Origin of the sequence: Bradyrhizobium sp. ORS 285 (genome assembly GCF_900176205.1) — a bacterium.
In the GTDB taxonomy this organism is placed as follows: Bacteria; Pseudomonadota; Alphaproteobacteria; order Rhizobiales; family Xanthobacteraceae; genus Bradyrhizobium.
In genome coordinates, this window is record NZ_LT859959.1 from 7,093,798 (window position 1) to 7,110,541 (window position 16,744).

The following is a 16,744-nucleotide window of genomic DNA, read 5'->3' on the forward strand; positions in this document are numbered from 1 at the left end:
GTCGCAGCATACCGTCATTGTCACCGTCGCGCGGCGATTTTTAACCAGTTACACTGCCAGAATTGACGCCGCGGGCGCAGAACAAACGGAACACGCGTGCCGCGGCGGCAATGACGAGGACCGCTAGATGGCGCTGATGCGGTGGGGCATGCCGCCTCCGCCGCGCACCGGCGGGCCGCCAGTCACCAACATCCGCAACACGGCCTCGTCACACTGGCGCGGCTGGCTCAAGCCAGAGAGCCGGTGCCCGGTCCCGTTCAACAGCTTCGCCGAGTACGCGCCGGAGCCGAACCCGGAAACCAAGAAAAAGGACGTCGTTTTGCTCGCGCTCTCAGAAAAACGGTCATGACGTGCCTTGCGGGCGTCTCGACAGAGTTCAAGGGCGACCGCGGCATCAAGTCCAAGCCGATCCCCAGCCCGCGTCTGGTCTACGGCTTCTTGGCGACGGAGCCCAACGAGGTCGTCGCGCAGATCCCCCCGAAGGCAATGCCGGTCATCCTACAACGGCCGAAGAGCGCGAGGTCTGGGTGCGCGCGCCGTGCGACGAGGAAGGCACTGCAGCGGCTGTTGTCGGACGACGCCATAGAAATCGTTATGCGCGGTCCATTGAAGGAGGACCACTCTGGTCCAAATGCACGATAGCGGATGACTAGCTCTATCATTTTCCTGTTGCTGTCGGGCTGCTAATGCGCGAGGTTGCGCAGGGGCCAGATAATGGCGGGGATAACCGATATAATCCTGAAACTCAGCCTTGCCGCATCGTTTTCGGGAGCAGCGGGAAGCGTCGGATACTATTACTCCGTCTATCTTCCTGCGCGAGACGCTCAGATTGACGCCGAGCGTCGACTTGATCGAGTGCGAGCTGAGATGGGGCAAAAGGCGGCAGCCGATCGAGCGGAGGCTGAGCGTCTGGCGTCCGAGCAACGGCAGGCCGAGGAGAAGGTTGCCGCCCAGGCGAATTACGAAGCTTGCGTCAACCGCGCCTATGGCGATTACAATTTCAATTGGGCATCAAACTGCAAGCGGATAGCTGAGACGAACCGAAAGAAACGCGCAAGCTGTACTTATCCGCCTTCAACGTGCGACTCTTTATACGCAGATCGAGACGCTGGCCCGAACTGCGCATTACCTCGCGAGATCGCCGCTTCGCTGAACAGTGATGTCGAACGCTCTAAAGATCGGTGCGTCACCCTAAACAAGGCCGGACTACAATAGTTGTTCTGATGGCGCGCTCCAACTAGGCTGCTCACCAGGTTGACAGGCATCCAGTCAGCGCCGCTTCTTTTTATGCTTTCTATGCGAATGCGACGGAGCCCTGAGTCGAGGCTCGGGAGGAGCAATCCAGAGGCCGTGAAAATCGAAGCGAGGCGCGCCGAACTCGTCGCCAAGCTTGGGAAAGGACTCGACCGGCCGAGCGCGCATACTATCGTGTCTAGAGCGATGCGTCCGTGTCGGCCTTATCGGCGCAGACGTCTCTGCGAACTGCGGTTCAAATGGTCTGAACAGCGGCGTCGTTGTGAAGGGTCTCGCGACCGTTTCAACCGGAGGGCTCTCAACGTATTGCCGATATCCAGCTTCCCAGTCCGATGTGATCGCTGACTGCGCTTCCTGGAGCGAAATTTGACCTGCACACATCATCCGATAGAGGCGATACTCTAGCTTATCCTTCGTTTCGGACCCCCACGGAGCGACATGGGGAAATGCGCTCTGATGTGGCTGAGGCCACAGATTGCATGTCACATCTTCCGTACCGTCGTCCTGGCGGCAGGTATTCACACCGCCCAGCGAAAGCGGAATGAAGTGATCCACCTCGTAGTCAGCACGATCTTCGTAGGGCACACCATAAGCTTGGAAGATGAGCTTCTTCTGAGCCGTGGTGACGCTCCGTCTCTCGGAGGTCGAATGGCTGCATATATACCGGACTGTTAGATCCGGATCGATTGCACCGCGCGTGAGTAGCGGGTTCGGGTAGGCGCCAGTTCCTTGTGCGCGGGCGACTTCGACTGATATCAACAAAAATACAACTATCGTCAGTATGCGCATGACATGCCCCATTGATTGTGGGCCACAATCGAAAGCCGAAGCCTATCTCTTTTTGGTTGCAATTAAAATGTGCCACTATCTTACCGCCGATGCCACGGCACGTCCAGCTTCAACATGGTGAACGGGCGAACGATGATCGTGTGGGAGGGGTAGAAGGTGGTCACCGACGTCAGAGGATTTGCTGAATGAATTTTGAACGCTACTGCGGCATGGCATCCGCTGCAGCATTGCTCCTTATACTTTCTATTGCGTCCGCCACGGGCATTTGGGGACCTCTTTGGCAAAGGATGAGTACCTCGGACGGAGTAACAGTTGCGGTTGGAGTCATTGGTTGGATCATCGCCATTGGCGCTGGCACCATAGCTTTCGTCTTATCTCAACAGCAAATCAGACTTGCTCGCACTCAACTTGACTTGCAGCAGCACCAGATCCACGAAACTCAGGCGGACATCGCTCAAGCCACGTTCCTCCGGGTCAACGGTGACGTTGATAAGCTCGGAGACGATGTGGAAAGACTCAAGACTGCGCGGGCCGATCTGAACAAGCTAATCGAACGGTTCCCAGACCCCGGTAAGCTCGACGGATGGACCAATTCGCTGCTAACCGCACGCAGCGAGGGCGAAGATGTCTTGAGCCCGAGCGCATCCGCAGCACCATTCGGCTATGGTGATCGGATTTTGGCGACTGTGACTCGATTGCAAAGAATGGGCGATGTGATTTCCGAGCGCGAGCTGACGATGCCTTCACAATTAGCTGTCGCCTTTCGCTTTGACGCGTCGGTTAAGAGGGCAATCATGGAACTCCGAACGCTCTCCTCTCAGATCAAAGACGAGATCCCAAAGCGCGAGCACGAGATTGCGCGCCTGGGAGATCGGAGAAATGCACTCGCTGATCAGGCTAGAGCCGCGGATAGACGCGCAGGCAGATCAAAGGTTCTTTGAACTTTGAAATGCCTGGCTGCTCGCGGCCGCTAGAATCCCCACGCGAACCAGGCCGAAGGCGCAAAGGCTCACGGCCCAAGCGTTATTTGCTGCAGTTGCGCAAAAGGTGGTCACGAACTACTCCACGGGCAATCATTATGGCACCCATCGGCAGAGAAACCTGAGGTTCTGAGCGGCTTAAAAGCTCTCGACGATCTCGCCGATAGTCAGCCGCTCGACTCCCTTGACTATTGCTCAGCTACCTTCGATTTAGAGCACCGGCGAGCCGAATTTGGCAGTCAGCTCGGCAATCTCATTTTTATCTTTTGCCTTGATTGCCCTGCGAAGCTCTCTGAGGTCGTTTTGATCGGATCGTCGTCCACGACGGCTGGACTTCGGCTCGTGAACAGCTTGTCGGTCAGAACCTGGTGGATTTCGCTCGACGCTATTGCCTCAACGCTGGTCATGGGCACGGCGTGCCGCATCACCGCCGTCACCAGCCGGTCGGACCTTGTGATCGCGCCACGCATGGTGCAGGGCTGCTCCTGCGCCAAGCTGCTTGTCGCAGGTCAAGCGATCATTTTTCAAGTCTATCCCCGTGTTCACCAGCCAATCCTTCAAGCCGTGTTTGCGATGAGATCGGTCGTCGCACCCGCGACAGCGGCTTCGGCACTGCAGGACTGGTTGATCGACAGTCGGTCCTGGACGTGGACTTTCTTCAGCGCAGCTCCGGTGGCGCTGCGTCGTCATTCCTACGCGTGTCTCCCGACTGGCCACAGTGTTGCTTGGACAGAGTATCGCTAGGCAAAGAACCCGCTCGGTCGTTCCCGCTTGAGGCCTCGGCCGATCAGGAACGGGAATGACATCCCGTGAAGGCGTCTCAAGCAAAGCCAAAATATTCCGTAAGTTACTGGCCTCGGATTGTGTCCGGCCGCAATGCTACTTGCGGCTCAGTTTCCTAACCACTTCGACCGGGTCGAACCCGAGGATCTTCCCCAGCTCGATCAGCTCGACGACGTCGATCCGCCGTTGACCAGATTCCATGTGCGTCACCCAGGACTGGTAGACGCCCATCTTTTCAGCCAGGTCGACCTGTCTCAAACCTGCAGCCTTCCTGTGCTCGACCAGCATGGCGGCAAGCTTTTTCTGCAGTGGTGATGTCACCGATTTCGGCATCCCGGCCTCACGAGGGGCCAGAGACATAAAACGACTTTTCAGATACCGATAAATTCGGTATTCTACGGGATCGACCCTATGTCCTTCCCAGCGTTCTCAGTGGGAGTGCCGATCTTTCCCACCATCGTGGCTGCGGCGCCTCCTCTGGCCCACACCATGACGGGAAAGTGCAAACTTCCTCGAATCAGTATCGGGTGGCGAATGAGCAACGGCCCGTCGGTGCAGGCGATGAATTCAACGAGATCTCTGAGAGCAGAGGAATTGAATCTTGGGAATGAACTTTCAGCTGACCAAACGGCTCCAGCAGAACAGCTTGAGCCTGATTTCGCCCTTGTCCAGTTAGATACGACTTTTGCCACGCTGCTGTCAGAGATGTCCGCGTTAGAGTTCCAGCACGATGATTGTAGGGAGCCTCGAGACGAGGAGAACGTCCGTTCGGACGAGGCCAGCCGAGTGAAGAAGATGGAAGCGATCCTGGCTCGCTTGGCCCCTATTGAGCGAGCAATTATGGCTACTCCAGCGCAGACGATCGTAGGTCTTGGCATCAAGGCCCGCCACGCGGCCTACGTGGTGTCAGAGCATTGGGATGTGCCCATCGAACAAATCGAATGGGATGCCCGAGCGGTTCGGCTCCTGATTGAAGCGATTTGCAAGGTTGCTGGCGTGCGGTTACCAGTTTCTAATGACGGGACTGCTAAGACCCAAGATCTGCCCTGCTAGTCCAGACTATCTGAAGGCCACCGAGGAAAAAGTTGCACAGCTAGACAAGCGATCGGGCAGTTCATGCGCGGATCGAGATGATCTTTTGATCTGCACCACCACTTAACGCGCAGAATGTTGCCCAATCGGACATCAACGATTTCCGCTTCTCGAACAGATCACCGCGGCGATAAGCGGCCTCGACCTTGCTGTTGATCGTGTGGGCGAGTGCCATCTCGACCACCTCATTCGGATAGTTCGTGCGCTCGGCGGCCCAGTCCCGAAAGGTCGAGCGGAAGCCATGGGCGGTCAGGTCGGATCGTCCCATCCGGTCCAGCAGCGCCAGCATGGCCATGTTGCTGAGCGGATTATCGCGCTTTCCACCCGGAAACAGATACGCGCCACCCTGCTCCTTGCGTAGCTTCTCGACGATGGCGAGCGCCGCGGCCGACAACGGAACGCGGTGCTCCTTGGAGGCCTTCATGCGTCCGGCCGGCACCGTCCAGAAGTTGTCTTTGATTTCTTCGGGTCGTGCGCCGATCACCTCGCCGGTGCGCGCGGCCGTAAGGATCAAAAACTCGAGCGCGCGTGCCGCGACGCCGTCTTGCGCACGCAAGGCTGTCATGAATGCGGGCAGCTCATCATAGGGCAAGGCGGCGTGGTGTTTGACCTTACGTACCTTGGCACGCGCCGGCAGCAGCTTGTCTAGATGGCCGCGCCACCGCGCCGGATTTTCACCCTGGCGGAAGCCGCGCACAGTTGCCCAATCGAGGACGGCTTCAATCCGGCCGCGCAGCCGCGATGCCGTTTCCGGCTTCTTCGACCACAACGGCTCGATGATTTTCATCACCAGCGCGGTGTCGATGCTGTGGACCGAGAGCGAACCGACCACCGGCTCGGCATACGTCTCAAGCGTCGAGCTCCATTGCGCGGCGTGCTTGGCGTTGCGCCAGCCGGCGCTGTGAGCTGCGAGATACTGCTTGGTACACTCCTTGAAAGTCAGCGCCGCGGCGGCTTCCAGTTCAGCCTGGGCGCGCTGCGCTCGGCGGGCCTCGATCGGATCAATCCCTTCGTAGACCTGCCGTCGATACTCGGCCGCCTTCGCCCGCGCTTCGCCCAGCCCAAAGATCGAGAACGAACCAAGGCCCATTTCGCGGGAGCGGCCGCGAAGGGTGAAGCGGAAGATCCAGGATTTCGCAGGCGTGTTTTCGCCGTCGCCTGTGACCTGCAAATAGAGGCCAGCGCCGTCGGCATACATGCCGGGCTTCTTGACCTTCGTCACCTTCAGTGCCGTCAGGCGGCCTACCAGATGCGCCATCTTCGCCTCGCAGCCTTACCCACGATGCTACCCACGTCGTGCACGCGTTTACCCACGTTGTGGGGCGAATGCGCGCGGACACTTGAGGTCATCAAACGCTAAAATTGCGGCGATTTCTCAGGGGGTTGGCGGACGTCCGCGAACAGATGCGAACGCTGGGATGGCGGAGAGAGTGGGATTCGAACCCACGGTACGGTTTCCCGCACACACGCTTTCCAAGCGTGCGCCTTAAGCCACTCGGCCATCTCTCCGGCGGCCCTCTCTTGGCGGGGTCGGGGGCGTTTTGCAAGCGGGGCGGAGCCTTCCAGGCTAAATTTCCCCCAAATCGCTGATAAAAAACACCAATTGGGCGACGATGGAGGCGCGTCGGGGATGGTCGATCGGCCGGATCCGGCCGCGGCTGAACCGGCCTTCGCCCTCCCCCGACCACTGATTTGCGGCCGACCGATCCGGCGGCCCTAAAAACGGACCCTGCCATGCCACTCGCCCGCTGCCGTCCCGCCATGCTGCTGACCGTCGTCCTTAGCCTTGCCACGGCCGGCGCCGCCCGCGCCGATCAATGCACCAAGCAGGGTGTCGACGTGACCTGCGACGACGGCCGCAAGGGGATCTGGCAGGGCGACGCCATCCTGTGGCCTGATGGCACCAAGTCCAGCCTGAAGCCGCATCCGTCGGTGATCATCGGCAACAAGGCGTCGGTCGTGGTCGGCCCGGGCGTGTTCGTCGGCCAGGGCAACGGCATGGTCCCGATGGACAATCCCAGCTCGCCGAACAAGCTGCGCTGTGCCGTGCTCGAGGGCGTCTCGTACTGTCATTAAGCCGATCGCGACTGCCGGCCGGCCGTCGCGATCCGTGTCGCTCAGTGATAGCGGGCGGTCGACGACATCAAACGGCTGCCGAGGAAGCCCGCAGGCGCGGCAGGCAGAGGCTCGATCTCGGCGCCGTCCTGAGTGTCGCCGTCCTGCAGCGCTTCGAGGAAATCCGCGAACCACTGCTGGATCGAATGCCGGCGCAGCTTGGTCATCATGATCTCATAGCGCATGCGCCGCTCATTGAGCGGCATCGACAGCGCCATCGCGATGGTGCGCGCCATGCCGTCGATGTCGTGCGGATTGACCAGCAGTGCTGCATCGAGCTCGTTGGCGGCGCCGGCAAACTTCGACAGCACCAGTACGCCGGGATCGGCCGGGCTTTGGGCCGCGACATATTCCTTGGCGACGAGGTTCATGCCGTCATGCAGCGGCGTGACGACGCCGACCTGCGCGCTGCGATACAGACCCGCCAGCACGGCTTGGCCATAACCCTTGTTGAGATAGCGAATCGGCGTCCAATCGACCTCGCCATGGCGGCCATTGACCTCGCTGACGAGGCGCGCGACCTCGCTCTGCAGATTGCCATAGGCTTCGATCGATTCGCGCGACGGCGTCGCGATCTGCAGCAGCGATGCGGCGCGCAGCAGCGTCGGATGGACAGTCCACATCCGGTCGAACGCGTTGATGCGGTTGACGAGGCCCTTGGAATAGTCGAGCCGGTCGACGCCGATCGCGAGCTTCTCGCCGTGCAGGCTGCGGCGCAGCCGCGAGACGTCGGGATGCGAGGCGGCCTTCGCGGCCTGTTGTGCGAACTTATCGGCGTCGATGCCGATCGGAAACACCGCAAGCCGCGTGCGGCCATGCAGTGACCTGACGACACCCTCGCGGACCTGCAGCCCGAGATCGGTGCGCAGGCATGCGATGAAGTTGTCGCGGTCATCCTCGGTCTGGAAGCCGATGAGATCGTAGGCGAGCATCGCGGTCACGAGATCGCGGTGATTCGGCACGCTGTCGATGACGCTGCGCGCCGGCCACGGCGTGTGCAGGAAGAAGCCGATCGGGCTCTTCACTCCGAGCGTGCGCAGCTCCGCGCCGAGCGACAGGAAGTGATAGTCCTGAATCCAGAACAGCGTGTCCGGCTTCTGGAACCTCAGCAGCGCGCGCGCCACGAAGGCGTTGACTTCGCGATAGGAGCGGTAGTCGTCATGCGAGACGCTGATCAGGTCGCTGCGCGAATGCAGCGCGGGCCACAGCGCCGAATTGGCGAAGCCTTCGTAGTAGCCGGCGTAATGCGCGGCCGGCAGATCCAACAGCGCCAGCGCACCTGCGCCCAGCTGTTCGATCTGCGCAATTGGTTCCATCTGTGCGCCATCGCGCACCCGGCCGGAGGAACCTACCCAGACTGCCCCTGAATTCTCCACAACGGGCAGCAGAGCTGCCGCAAGTCCGCCGGTCATTGGCTCATTGGCTTTGCCACGGGCCACCCGATTCGAAACCACGACGAGGTTCACAGCTCCCCTCCTGTTGGTCATGTCGGTTAACAACCGTTCATCAATATGGTTCCGGGCCACCCTTTCAACCAATTGAAACCAAATTCAGGCAGCCGCGCGGTGTAATCACAGCGCGCAGCAAGTCAGAGCATTTCTAATCAAAAGCAGCGGAGGATGTTTGCGAACGTCGCGCAGATGGAACTAACAACGGAACTACCAACCTGCCCGCTTGACGTCGGGCACATCCTGTTAGTTCAGCGTCCGGCGAGCCGCGCGAGGAAGGCACGCACGTCGTCCGGGGCATCGAAATGTCCGTCGACGCCGAGCGCCCGCCGTCCCACCGAGAACGACAGGCCGGCAAAATCGGGCATGATCGCAAACACCGATTCGTCGGTGACGTCGTCGCCGATGAAGAACGGCTTGCGCCCCTTGAACGGCGCGTGACGCATCAGCTCGCGCACGCCGCTCGCCTTGGTGAAGCCGGCCGGCTTGATCTCGCACACGCATTTGCCGGGCAGCACCTCGATCGGCGCCTCAGGCAGCTCGGCGCGGATGCGCGACACCTCGTCGTAGATCGCCTGCTCGGCCTGCGGCGCGAGGCGATAATGCAAGGCCAGCGAATAGCCCTTGTCCTCGAGCAGAATGCCCTGGCTGAGCTTGGCGATCGCCGCCAGCCTGCGCTTCAGCTCCTTGTCGAGCGGCGGCGCCTTGACGGCGTCGGCCTCGCTGCCGCCGGCGAGCCGCATCTCCGCACCATGACCACCGACGGCAGGGTAGACGTCCGGCGCGAAGATGAGGTCGATATCGTTGAGCGAGCGGCCGGACACCAAGGCGAGCGCGCCTGACGTTCGCTGCATCAAGGTCTTCAGCGTCTCGGCCAAGCCCGGCGGCACCCACACCTCGCGCGGCGTCGGCGCGAGATCGAGCAAGGTGCCGTCGATGTCGAGCAGGATCGCAACCTCGCGCAGATGCGGCACCAGGCTCGCCGGCGCCGGCACGATTTCCGCGGGCTGGGCGACGCCGGGGGCGATCAGATCGGAATTCTCTGACATCATCACCTACTCCATCACGGCGAGCGGGCGCGCGACCTGCTCGAGCGATTTGCGCTCGGCCGCGATCGCATAGCGCCAGGCGACCAAGGCAGCGACCAGCATCAGGCCTGCGCCGAACAGATATCCCGCAAACACCGCGCCGCGTGCGCCGCTGTCGAGCAGCGCGCCAAACAGCGCAGGTCCTGCGACGCCGCCGATCCCGGTGCCGATGGCATAGAACAATGCGATGGCGAGCGCACGCACTTCGAGCGGAAAATTCTCCGACACGGTGAGATAGGCCGCACTGGCGGCGGGCGAGGCGAAGAAGAAGATCACCATCCAGGCGGCCGTCTGCGTCTGCGCGCTCAAGACGCCGATCGAGAACAGATAGCCGGTCAATGCCAGCAGCACACCGGAGACACCGTAAGTGAAGGTGATCATCGCCCGGCGGCCGAGCGTATCGAACAGACGGCCGAGCAGCAGCGGTCCGAGCACGTTGCCGGCAGCGAACGGCAGGATGTACCAGCCGACATGGTCGGACTTGATGCCGTAGAAGTCGGTGAGCACCAGTGCGAAGGTGAAGAAGATCGCGTTGTAGAAGAACGCCTGTGCGATCATCAAGGTCAGCCCGACGAGCGAGCGCTGGCGATAGACCGAGAACAAGGTGCGCGCGACCTCGCCGAGCGGCGTGTGGTCACGCATGCGCAGGCGGATCTTCGGCAGCGATTTCGCGCGCTCCTCATGATCGTGCCCGGTGACGTCGCGCTCGATGGCGACGACGATGTCATGCGCCTGCTCGGGATGGCCGTGAATCATCAGCCAGCGCGGGCTTTCGGGAATCCACATCCGCATGATCAGCACGACGAGGCCGAGGCAGGCGCCGATGCCATAAGCGAGCCGCCAGCCGACATCCGGGCCTGCGAAGGCGGGATCGAGCAGCACGATGGCGCCGACCGCCCCGAGCGCGGCGCCGAGCCAGAAGCTGCCGTTGATCATCAGGTCCGTCCAGCCGCGATAGCGCGCCGGCACCAGTTCCTGGATCGTCGAGTTGATCGCGGTGTACTCGCCGCCGATGCCGGCGCCGGTCAGGAAACGAAACAGCGCGTAGGTCGCGACATTCCAGGACAGCGCGGTGGCGGCGGTCGCGGAGAGATAGAGTGCAAGCGTGATGAAGAACAATTTTCTGCGGCCGATGCGGTCGGTGAGCCAGCCGAAGCCGAGCGCGCCGATCACGGCGCCGGCGAGATAGGCGCTGTTGGCAAGCCCGATGTCGAGATTGGAGAAGTGCAGGGTCGGGCTCTGCTTCAGCGCGCCCGAGAGCGCACCCGCGAGCGTGACCTCGAGACCATCGAGCACCCAGGTGATCCCCAGCGCGAGCACCACGCGGGTATGGAACGTGCTCCAGCGGAGGTCGTCGAGCCGCGCGGGGATGTTGGTCTCGATGACGCGATCGTCGGCCGCCGATGGCGCGTGCGCGGCTTCGCCGGCGGGCTCGGAGGTGATGACGCGCAGATGCGGGAACGATGCCTGCCGGGGTGCCATGGAATCCCATTGCGACGGCGCGAGACGGCACCGACAGCTTGACCGGAGAGGGTGGAGCAAATGCGGCAGCGTATGTTTGCCGCTGCGACCCAACGTCCCGGGGAGCGGGGGGTTCCCGGCAGCAGATGAGGGAACTCAGAAGCGTCAGTGGCGCCGTCGGCCTCCGCTCATCAGCACCTCTGATCAAGTCGATCGCGGGCCGGGATGGCGCCTTTCACTCAGCTGTCGTCCCGGGCAAGCGAGCGAAGCGAGCGCGACCCGGGATCCATACCGCATGATGCCGAATTGGGGCACGCGATCGGTACCGTTCGCCTCACATCTGCCGCGGCGTATGGATCCCGGCGTTCGCCGGGATGACAGCGGAGAGTTTGGCGGCGAGGCGCGGCGTATCTGCAGCCACCAAGGAGCCGAGCGCAGCGCGCTTCACGCCGCGCGGATATTCGCCATGAAGCGGTTGAGCTCCTCGCGCAGCCTTGCGCTCTCCGACGACAGCGACTGGGCCGAGCGCAGCACCTCCTCCGAGGCCTCGCCGGTCTGCGTGGCGCCACGATTGACCTGGGTGATGTCGCTGGCGGCCGCCTGCGTGCCGGCGGAGACGCTCTGCACGTTCCTGGCGATCTCCTGCGTCGCCCCGCCCTGCTGCTCGACCGCAGTCGCGATCGACGAGGCGATGGTGGAGATCTGACGGATCGTGCCGCCGATCTGTTTGATGGCCGCGACCGACTCCTGGGTTGCCGCCTGCATGCCGGAGATGTGGTTGGAGATGTCGTCAGTCGCCTTGGCGGTTTGCTCGGCCAGCGACTTGACCTCGGAGGCAACCACGGCGAAGCCGCGGCCGGCGTCGCCGGCGCGTGCCGCCTCGATGGTGGCGTTGAGCGCCAACAGGTTGGTCTGCTCGGCGATCGCGGTGATCAGCTTGACGACGTCGCCGATCTCCTGCGCCGCGCGCGACAGCTTGCCGATACGGCCATCGGTTTCCTCGGCCTGCATCACGGCTGATTCGGCAATGCGGCTGGACTCCCGCACCTGGCGGCCGATCTCGTTGACCGAGGCCGACAGCTCGTCGGTCGCGCTCGCCACCGACTGGATGCGGCCGGTCGCCTGGTCGGACGTGCCGCTGACGCGGCTCGCCAGCGATTGCGTGGTCTCGGCCGTCCGCGTCAGGGTCGAGGCGGCATGCTCGAGCTGCTGCGCCGAGCTCGACACATTGGACACGATCGAGCCGACAGCGGATTCGAACTCGTCGGCGAAGCGGATCAGCTCCGCCCGGCGCGCCGCACCGGCCGCCTTGTTCTGGGCGTCCTGCGTTGCAGCATCGCGCTCCGCCTTGGCCACCGCCTGGACCTTGAACTCCTCGACCGCCGCGGCCATCTCGCCGATCTCGTCGCTGCGGCCAAGCCCCGGCAGGCGGACGTCGAAATGACCCGAGGCGAGCTCGCGCATCGCCTTGCACATCGAGATCATCGGCTTGGAGATGCCGTTGCCGAGCATCAGCGCCAGCGCCGCGCCGAGCGCGAGGCCGCCGACGGCGAGGATCGCGATCAGCCGCTCGATCTCGCCGATGGTGGCATTGGTGGACGCCTCGATACGCTGCTGGTCGGCAGCCAGATCGGACCTCAGCCCGTTCGAGAGCGCGAGGATCTCGGTGGCCGCGCTGCCCATGTCCTGCACCAGCTTGGCGAGCGCCTTGGAATTATCAGAGAATTTGATGAAAGCGGCACGGTACTGCTTGATGAGATCGCCGAGCTCGGTGACGCGCTGCGTGATCTTCTCGTCATTGGCGTAGATCGTGACCAGCGACGTCTCCAGGAAGCGCGTCCGGGCAATGGCGCCGTCGGCCGTCTTCGGATCGGGCTTGGCGAGGTAGGTGCCGACCAGCGCCGAGGCGGTCAGATACTGGCCGGTCAGGTCCTTGGCCGTGGTTTGTACCGACGGAAGACCGGCCAGCGCCGCGGTGTCCGCCAGGTCGTCGAATTTGAAGCGGATCTTGTTGCCGATGATTCCGATCTGGTCGGTCGCCAGCTTGGCGTTGTCACGGGTCAAGGTGACAATGTCGGAGAAGATCTTGGCGAAGGTCTGAAACTGCGCCTGCAACTTGCCGAGCTGCGCGCGTCGATCGGCCGCGCTGGCCGCCGCCATCGACTTGTCAATGGCGGCCTGCAGCGACTGCTGAGCTGCGGTGGCGGCGGCTTCGTCCTCGGGCTTGCCGGTCAGCGCGAAATAGCGGGCGAGCGACTGGTAGGACATCAGCTCGCGATCGATGTTGCGGGCGGCATCGGCTTCCGCAACGCTGCTGCGATACGTCGCCACCGCGCCGGCGACCCGCTCGAAGCCGAGATAGGAAAAGCCGATGCTGGCAGCCGAGATCGCCAGTACCACGGCGAAGCCGAGCACGATCTTGCCACGAAAGCGCAGGGTCAGAAAATTGGCACGCCGCGACTGCGGCGCAAATTGCGCAGACATTCCCACCCCCGACAGCTCATTCTTTATCTTGGCCCAGAACAGCCCGCCCGGCGGCACGCACCGAAGCGTGATCAAAACTACGTCACAATGGCTAAGGCGCGGTAAATAACGGGGTTGGCATACAGCCTGCAGTCGAGACCTCACTCGCTGCGTCCTGCTGCCGCCTCCGGAGGCTCCGCAGATGCGACCGAATCGCCGGTGCCCGCGCAAGACGTCGCAATGACATCTCAGACGAAAATTCGAGTTGCAAAGTCCTGAGGGCGCTGTTTCTAATCAGAATAAGAATAATTCATCGGGAGGTTACTCGTGTCGACAGTCAAACTGACAGTGAACGGCAAGGCGGTCTCGGCGGAGGTCGAGGATCGCACCCTGCTCGTGAACCTGTTGCGGGATCATCTCAATCTCACCGGCACCCATGTCGGCTGTGACACCAGCCAGTGCGGCGCCTGCGTCGTCCATATCGATGGCCGGGCCGTGAAGTCGTGCACCGTGCTGGCCGGCCAGGCCGCCGGGTCCAACGTCACCACCATCGAAGGCATTGCCAAGGGCGACGAGCTGCACCCGATGCAGGCCGCCTTCCGCGACAATCACGGCCTCCAATGCGGCTATTGCACGCCCGGCATGATCATGTCGGCGATCGATATTGTGCACCGCCACGGAGGCCACCTCGACGAGGCCACGGTACGTGAGGAGCTGGAAGGCAACATCTGCCGCTGCACCGGCTATCACAACATCGTCAAGGCCGTGCTCGACGCCGCGGGCCGCATGAAGGTCGCTCAGGCTGCCGAATAAAGGCTGCCGTCGGCTTTCGACGTCTTTCAAACAATACCGAGACCACGACCGCTGCGCGCGCTGGCCGCGGCGGGACAACAAACTCCGGTAGGGGAGAGATTCGCATGGGTATGGAAGGCATTGGCGCAAGCGTCGTCCGCAAGGAGGACAAGCGTTTCATCACCGGCAAGGGCCGGTATGTCGACGACATCAAGCTGGTGGGCATGACCTATGCCCATTTCATCCGCAGCCCGCACGCCCACGTCAAGGTCAAGAGCATCGACTCCTCGGCCGCCGAGGCGATGCCCGGCGTGGTCGCGGTGCTGACGGGCAAGCAGATCGTCGACGACAAGGTCGGCAATCTGATCTGCGGCTGGGCCATCACCTCCAAGGACGGCTCGCCGATGAAGATGGGCGCATGGCCGGCGATGGCGCCGGAGACGGTGCGCTTCGTCGGCCAGGCCGTCGCGGTCGTGATCGCCGACAGCAAGAACCTGGCGCGTGACGCGGCCGAGGCCGTGGTCGTCGAGTACGAGGAGCTGCCGGCGGTGGCCGACATGCCCTCCGCGCTGAAGCCCGGCGCGCCGCAGCTTCACCCCGAGGCCCCCGGCAACGTCGTCTATGACTGGCATATCGGCGACGAGGCTGCCGTCGGCGCTGCCTTCTCCAAGGCCGCGCACGTCGTCAGCCTCGAGCTGACCAACAACCGGCTGGCTCCCAACGCGATGGAGCCGCGTGCGGCGCTCGCCGACTACGACGCTGCCGAAGAGCATTTCACGCTCTACACGACCTCGCAGAACCCGCACGTCGCCCGCCTCGTGCTGTCGGCGTTCTACAACATCGCGCCCGAGCACAAGCTGCGCGTCATCGCGCCCGACGTCGGCGGCGGCTTCGGCTCCAAGATCTTCATCTATCCGGAAGAGATGGTGGCGCTGTGGGCCTCCAAGAAGGTCGGCCGTCCGGTGAAGTGGACCGGCGACCGCACCGAGGCGTTCCTGACCGACGCCCACGGCCGCGACCATATCTCCAAGGCCGAGATGGCGTTCGATGCCGACCACAAGATGCTCGGCTTGCGGGTCAAGACCCACGCCAATTTCGGCGCCTACATGTCGCTGTTCTCGTCGTCGGTGCCGACCTATCTGTACGCGACCCTGCTGTCGGGCCAGTACAACATCCCGGCGATCTATGCCGAGGTGATGGGCGTCTACACCAACACCACGCCGGTCGATGCTTACAGAGGCGCCGGGCGTCCCGAGGCGAGCTATCTGCTGGAGCGGCTGGTCGAGACTGCTGCGAGGCAGTTCAAAATGGATCCGGCCGAGCTGCGGCGGAAGAACTTCATCACCCAGTTCCCGCACCAGACGCCGGTGATCATGGCTTACGACACCGGTGACTTCAACGCCTCGCTCGACGCGGCGATGAAGGCGATCGACTATGCCGGCTTCGCAGGCCGCAAGGAAGCCGCCAAGGCGCAGGGCAAGCTACGCGGCATCGGCCTGTCCTGCTACATCGAGGCCTGCGGCATCGCGCCGTCGAAGGCGGTCGGCAGCCTGGGCGCCGGCGTCGGCCTGTGGGAATCGGCCGAGATCCGGGTCAATCCGGTGGGCACCATCGAGGTGCTCACGGGATCGCACAGCCACGGCCAGGGTCACGAGACCACCTTCTGCCAGCTGATCGCCGACCGACTCGGCGTGCCGATCAGCCAGGTCTCGATCGTCCATGGCGACACCGACAAGGTGCAGTTCGGCATGGGCACCTACGGCTCGCGCTCGGCGGCCGTCGGTCTCACCGCCATCTTGAAGGCGATGGAGAAGGTCGAGGCCAAAGCCAAGAAGATCGCGGCTCACGCGCTAGAGGCATCAGAGGGCGACATCGTCATCGAGAACGGCGAGTTCAAGGTGACCGGCACCGACAAGTCGATCGCGCTGCCGATGGTCGCGCTCGCGGCCTACACCGCGCACAACCTGCCTGACGGGATGGAGCCCGGATTGAAGGAGAGCGCCTTCTACGATCCGACCAACTTCACCTTCCCGGCCGGCACCTACATCTGCGAGCTCGAGGTCGACCAGGCCACCGGCAAGACGTCGTTCGTCAACTTCGTGGCGGCGGACGATTTCGGCCGGCTGATCAACCCGATGATCGTCGAGGGTCAGGTCCATGGCGGTCTCGTTCAGGGCATCGGCCAGGCGCTGCTGGAGCACGCCGTCTATGACGGCAACGGCCAGCCGGTCACCGCGTCCTTCATGGACTACGCGATGCCGCGCGCCGACGACGTGCCGTCGTTCAAGCTCAGCCACACCACGACCCTCTGCCCTGGCAACCCGCTCGGCGTGAAGGGCTGCGGCGAGGCCGGCGCGATCGGCGCCTCTGCGGCCGTGATCAACGCGATCACGGATGCGATCGGCAACAACAAGCTGGAAATGCCGGCGACCCCGGACCGCGTCTGGCACGCGATCCACGGCAACGCCTGATCGAACGG

The 16,744-nt window shown here is 62.9% G+C and carries 12 protein-coding genes, 1 tRNA gene and 1 pseudogene; 6 read left to right on the forward strand and 8 right to left on the reverse strand.

Features of this window, described 5'->3' with window-relative positions:
- Window positions 1-127 precede the first annotated feature (127 nt).
- Both BRAD285_RS35945 and BRAD285_RS31855 read left to right on the forward strand, forming a co-directional pair.
- A pseudogene (locus tag BRAD285_RS35945) lies at window positions 128-642 on the forward strand (SOS response-associated peptidase); the annotation flags it as partial.
- 1,586 nt (window positions 643-2,228) lie between these two features.
- Window positions 2,229-2,984 carry a hypothetical protein gene (locus BRAD285_RS31855; protein ID WP_006612044.1) on the forward strand — a complete coding sequence of 252 codons (756 nt, stop codon included), beginning with the start codon at window positions 2,229-2,231 and terminating at the stop codon, window positions 2,982-2,984.
- A 278-nt stretch (window positions 2,985-3,262) separates the two neighbouring features.
- Here BRAD285_RS31855 and BRAD285_RS31860 read toward each other — a convergent pair whose 3' ends face one another.
- Window positions 3,263-3,493 carry a hypothetical protein gene (locus BRAD285_RS31860; protein ID WP_139020627.1) on the reverse strand — a complete coding sequence of 77 codons (231 nt, stop codon included), beginning with the start codon at window positions 3,491-3,493 and terminating at the stop codon, window positions 3,263-3,265.
- Window positions 3,494-3,902: 409 nt separating this feature from the next.
- Window positions 3,903-4,139, reverse strand: coding sequence for a helix-turn-helix domain-containing protein (locus tag BRAD285_RS31865; RefSeq protein WP_006612045.1), 237 nt, complete (start codon window positions 4,137-4,139; stop codon window positions 3,903-3,905).
- Window positions 4,140-4,340: 201 nt separating this feature from the next.
- Here BRAD285_RS31865 and BRAD285_RS31870 point away from each other — a divergent pair, with 201 nt between their 5' ends.
- Window positions 4,341-4,859 carry a hypothetical protein gene (locus tag BRAD285_RS31870; protein ID WP_035646453.1) on the forward strand — a complete coding sequence of 173 codons (519 nt, stop codon included), beginning with the start codon at window positions 4,341-4,343 and terminating at the stop codon, window positions 4,857-4,859.
- A 61-nt stretch (window positions 4,860-4,920) separates the two neighbouring features.
- Here the strand turns inward: BRAD285_RS31870 and BRAD285_RS31875 are convergent, their stop codons facing one another.
- Together BRAD285_RS31875 and BRAD285_RS31880 are read right to left on the reverse strand one after the other, a co-directional pair.
- The gene (locus BRAD285_RS31875) at window positions 4,921-6,156 is read right to left on the reverse strand and encodes a site-specific integrase (RefSeq protein ID WP_006612047.1); all 1,236 of its coding nucleotides are present in this window, start codon (window positions 6,154-6,156) and stop codon (window positions 4,921-4,923) included.
- A 161-nt stretch (window positions 6,157-6,317) separates the two neighbouring features.
- Window positions 6,318-6,407 (reverse strand) — tRNA-Ser (locus BRAD285_RS31880).
- 225 nt (window positions 6,408-6,632) lie between these two features.
- On the opposite strand from BRAD285_RS31880, the gene BRAD285_RS31885 reads away from it, so the two are divergent.
- Window positions 6,633-6,974, forward strand: coding sequence for a hypothetical protein (locus BRAD285_RS31885; RefSeq protein WP_006612048.1), 342 nt, complete (start codon window positions 6,633-6,635; stop codon window positions 6,972-6,974).
- Window positions 6,975-7,015: 41 nt separating this feature from the next.
- On the opposite strand, the gene BRAD285_RS31890 is transcribed toward BRAD285_RS31885, so the two are convergent.
- The 4 genes from BRAD285_RS31890 to BRAD285_RS31905 form a co-directional block, all read right to left on the reverse strand.
- The gene (locus BRAD285_RS31890; protein WP_035646456.1) at window positions 7,016-8,479 is read right to left on the reverse strand and encodes a trehalose-6-phosphate synthase; all 1,464 of its coding nucleotides are present in this window, start codon (window positions 8,477-8,479) and stop codon (window positions 7,016-7,018) included.
- Window positions 8,480-8,712: 233 nt separating this feature from the next.
- On the reverse strand, window positions 8,713-9,513 hold the full coding sequence (otsB, locus tag BRAD285_RS31895; protein ID WP_035646459.1) for a trehalose-phosphatase: 801 nt from the start codon (window positions 9,511-9,513) through the stop codon (window positions 8,713-8,715).
- Window positions 9,514-9,516: 3 nt separating this feature from the next.
- Window positions 9,517-11,031, reverse strand: a complete 1,515-nt coding sequence (locus BRAD285_RS31900) for an MFS transporter (RefSeq protein WP_006612051.1) — start codon at window positions 11,029-11,031, stop codon at window positions 9,517-9,519.
- Window positions 11,032-11,454: 423 nt separating this feature from the next.
- The gene (locus BRAD285_RS31905; protein ID WP_050886850.1) at window positions 11,455-13,494 is read right to left on the reverse strand and encodes a methyl-accepting chemotaxis protein; all 2,040 of its coding nucleotides are present in this window, start codon (window positions 13,492-13,494) and stop codon (window positions 11,455-11,457) included.
- 306 nt (window positions 13,495-13,800) lie between these two features.
- Between BRAD285_RS31905 and BRAD285_RS31910 the strand changes: the two genes are divergently transcribed.
- Entirely contained in the window at window positions 13,801-14,286 is a 486-nt protein-coding gene (locus BRAD285_RS31910; RefSeq protein WP_006612053.1) for a (2Fe-2S)-binding protein, read from the forward strand.
- A gap of 104 nt (window positions 14,287-14,390) precedes the next feature.
- The gene (locus BRAD285_RS31915) at window positions 14,391-16,736 is read left to right on the forward strand and encodes a xanthine dehydrogenase family protein molybdopterin-binding subunit (RefSeq protein WP_006612054.1); all 2,346 of its coding nucleotides are present in this window, start codon (window positions 14,391-14,393) and stop codon (window positions 16,734-16,736) included.
- Window positions 16,737-16,744 lie beyond the last annotated feature (8 nt).

What these genes read in the sequence shown, in the direction of transcription:
- BRAD285_RS31875 (WP_006612047.1), bottom strand. Translation starts at nt 6,156, where the DNA reads ATGGCGCATCTGGTAGGCCGCCTGACGGCACTGAAGGTGACGAAGGTC.
- BRAD285_RS31860 (WP_139020627.1), bottom strand. Translation starts at nt 3,493, where the DNA reads ATGCGTGGCGCGATCACAAGGTCCGACCGGCTGGTGACGGCGGTGATG.
- BRAD285_RS31915 (WP_006612054.1), top strand. Translation starts at nt 14,391, where the DNA reads ATGGGTATGGAAGGCATTGGCGCAAGCGTCGTCCGCAAGGAGGACAAG.
- BRAD285_RS31855 (WP_006612044.1), top strand. Translation starts at nt 2,229, where the DNA reads ATGAATTTTGAACGCTACTGCGGCATGGCATCCGCTGCAGCATTGCTC.
- BRAD285_RS31900 (WP_006612051.1), bottom strand. Translation starts at nt 11,031, where the DNA reads ATGGCACCCCGGCAGGCATCGTTCCCGCATCTGCGCGTCATCACCTCC.
- BRAD285_RS31905 (WP_050886850.1), bottom strand. Translation starts at nt 13,494, where the DNA reads ATGTCTGCGCAATTTGCGCCGCAGTCGCGGCGTGCCAATTTTCTGACC.
- otsB (WP_035646459.1), bottom strand. Translation starts at nt 9,513, where the DNA reads ATGATGTCAGAGAATTCCGATCTGATCGCCCCCGGCGTCGCCCAGCCC.
- BRAD285_RS31870 (WP_035646453.1), top strand. Translation starts at nt 4,341, where the DNA reads ATGAGCAACGGCCCGTCGGTGCAGGCGATGAATTCAACGAGATCTCTG.
- BRAD285_RS31885 (WP_006612048.1), top strand. Translation starts at nt 6,633, where the DNA reads ATGCCACTCGCCCGCTGCCGTCCCGCCATGCTGCTGACCGTCGTCCTT.
- BRAD285_RS31865 (WP_006612045.1), bottom strand. Translation starts at nt 4,139, where the DNA reads ATGCCGAAATCGGTGACATCACCACTGCAGAAAAAGCTTGCCGCCATG.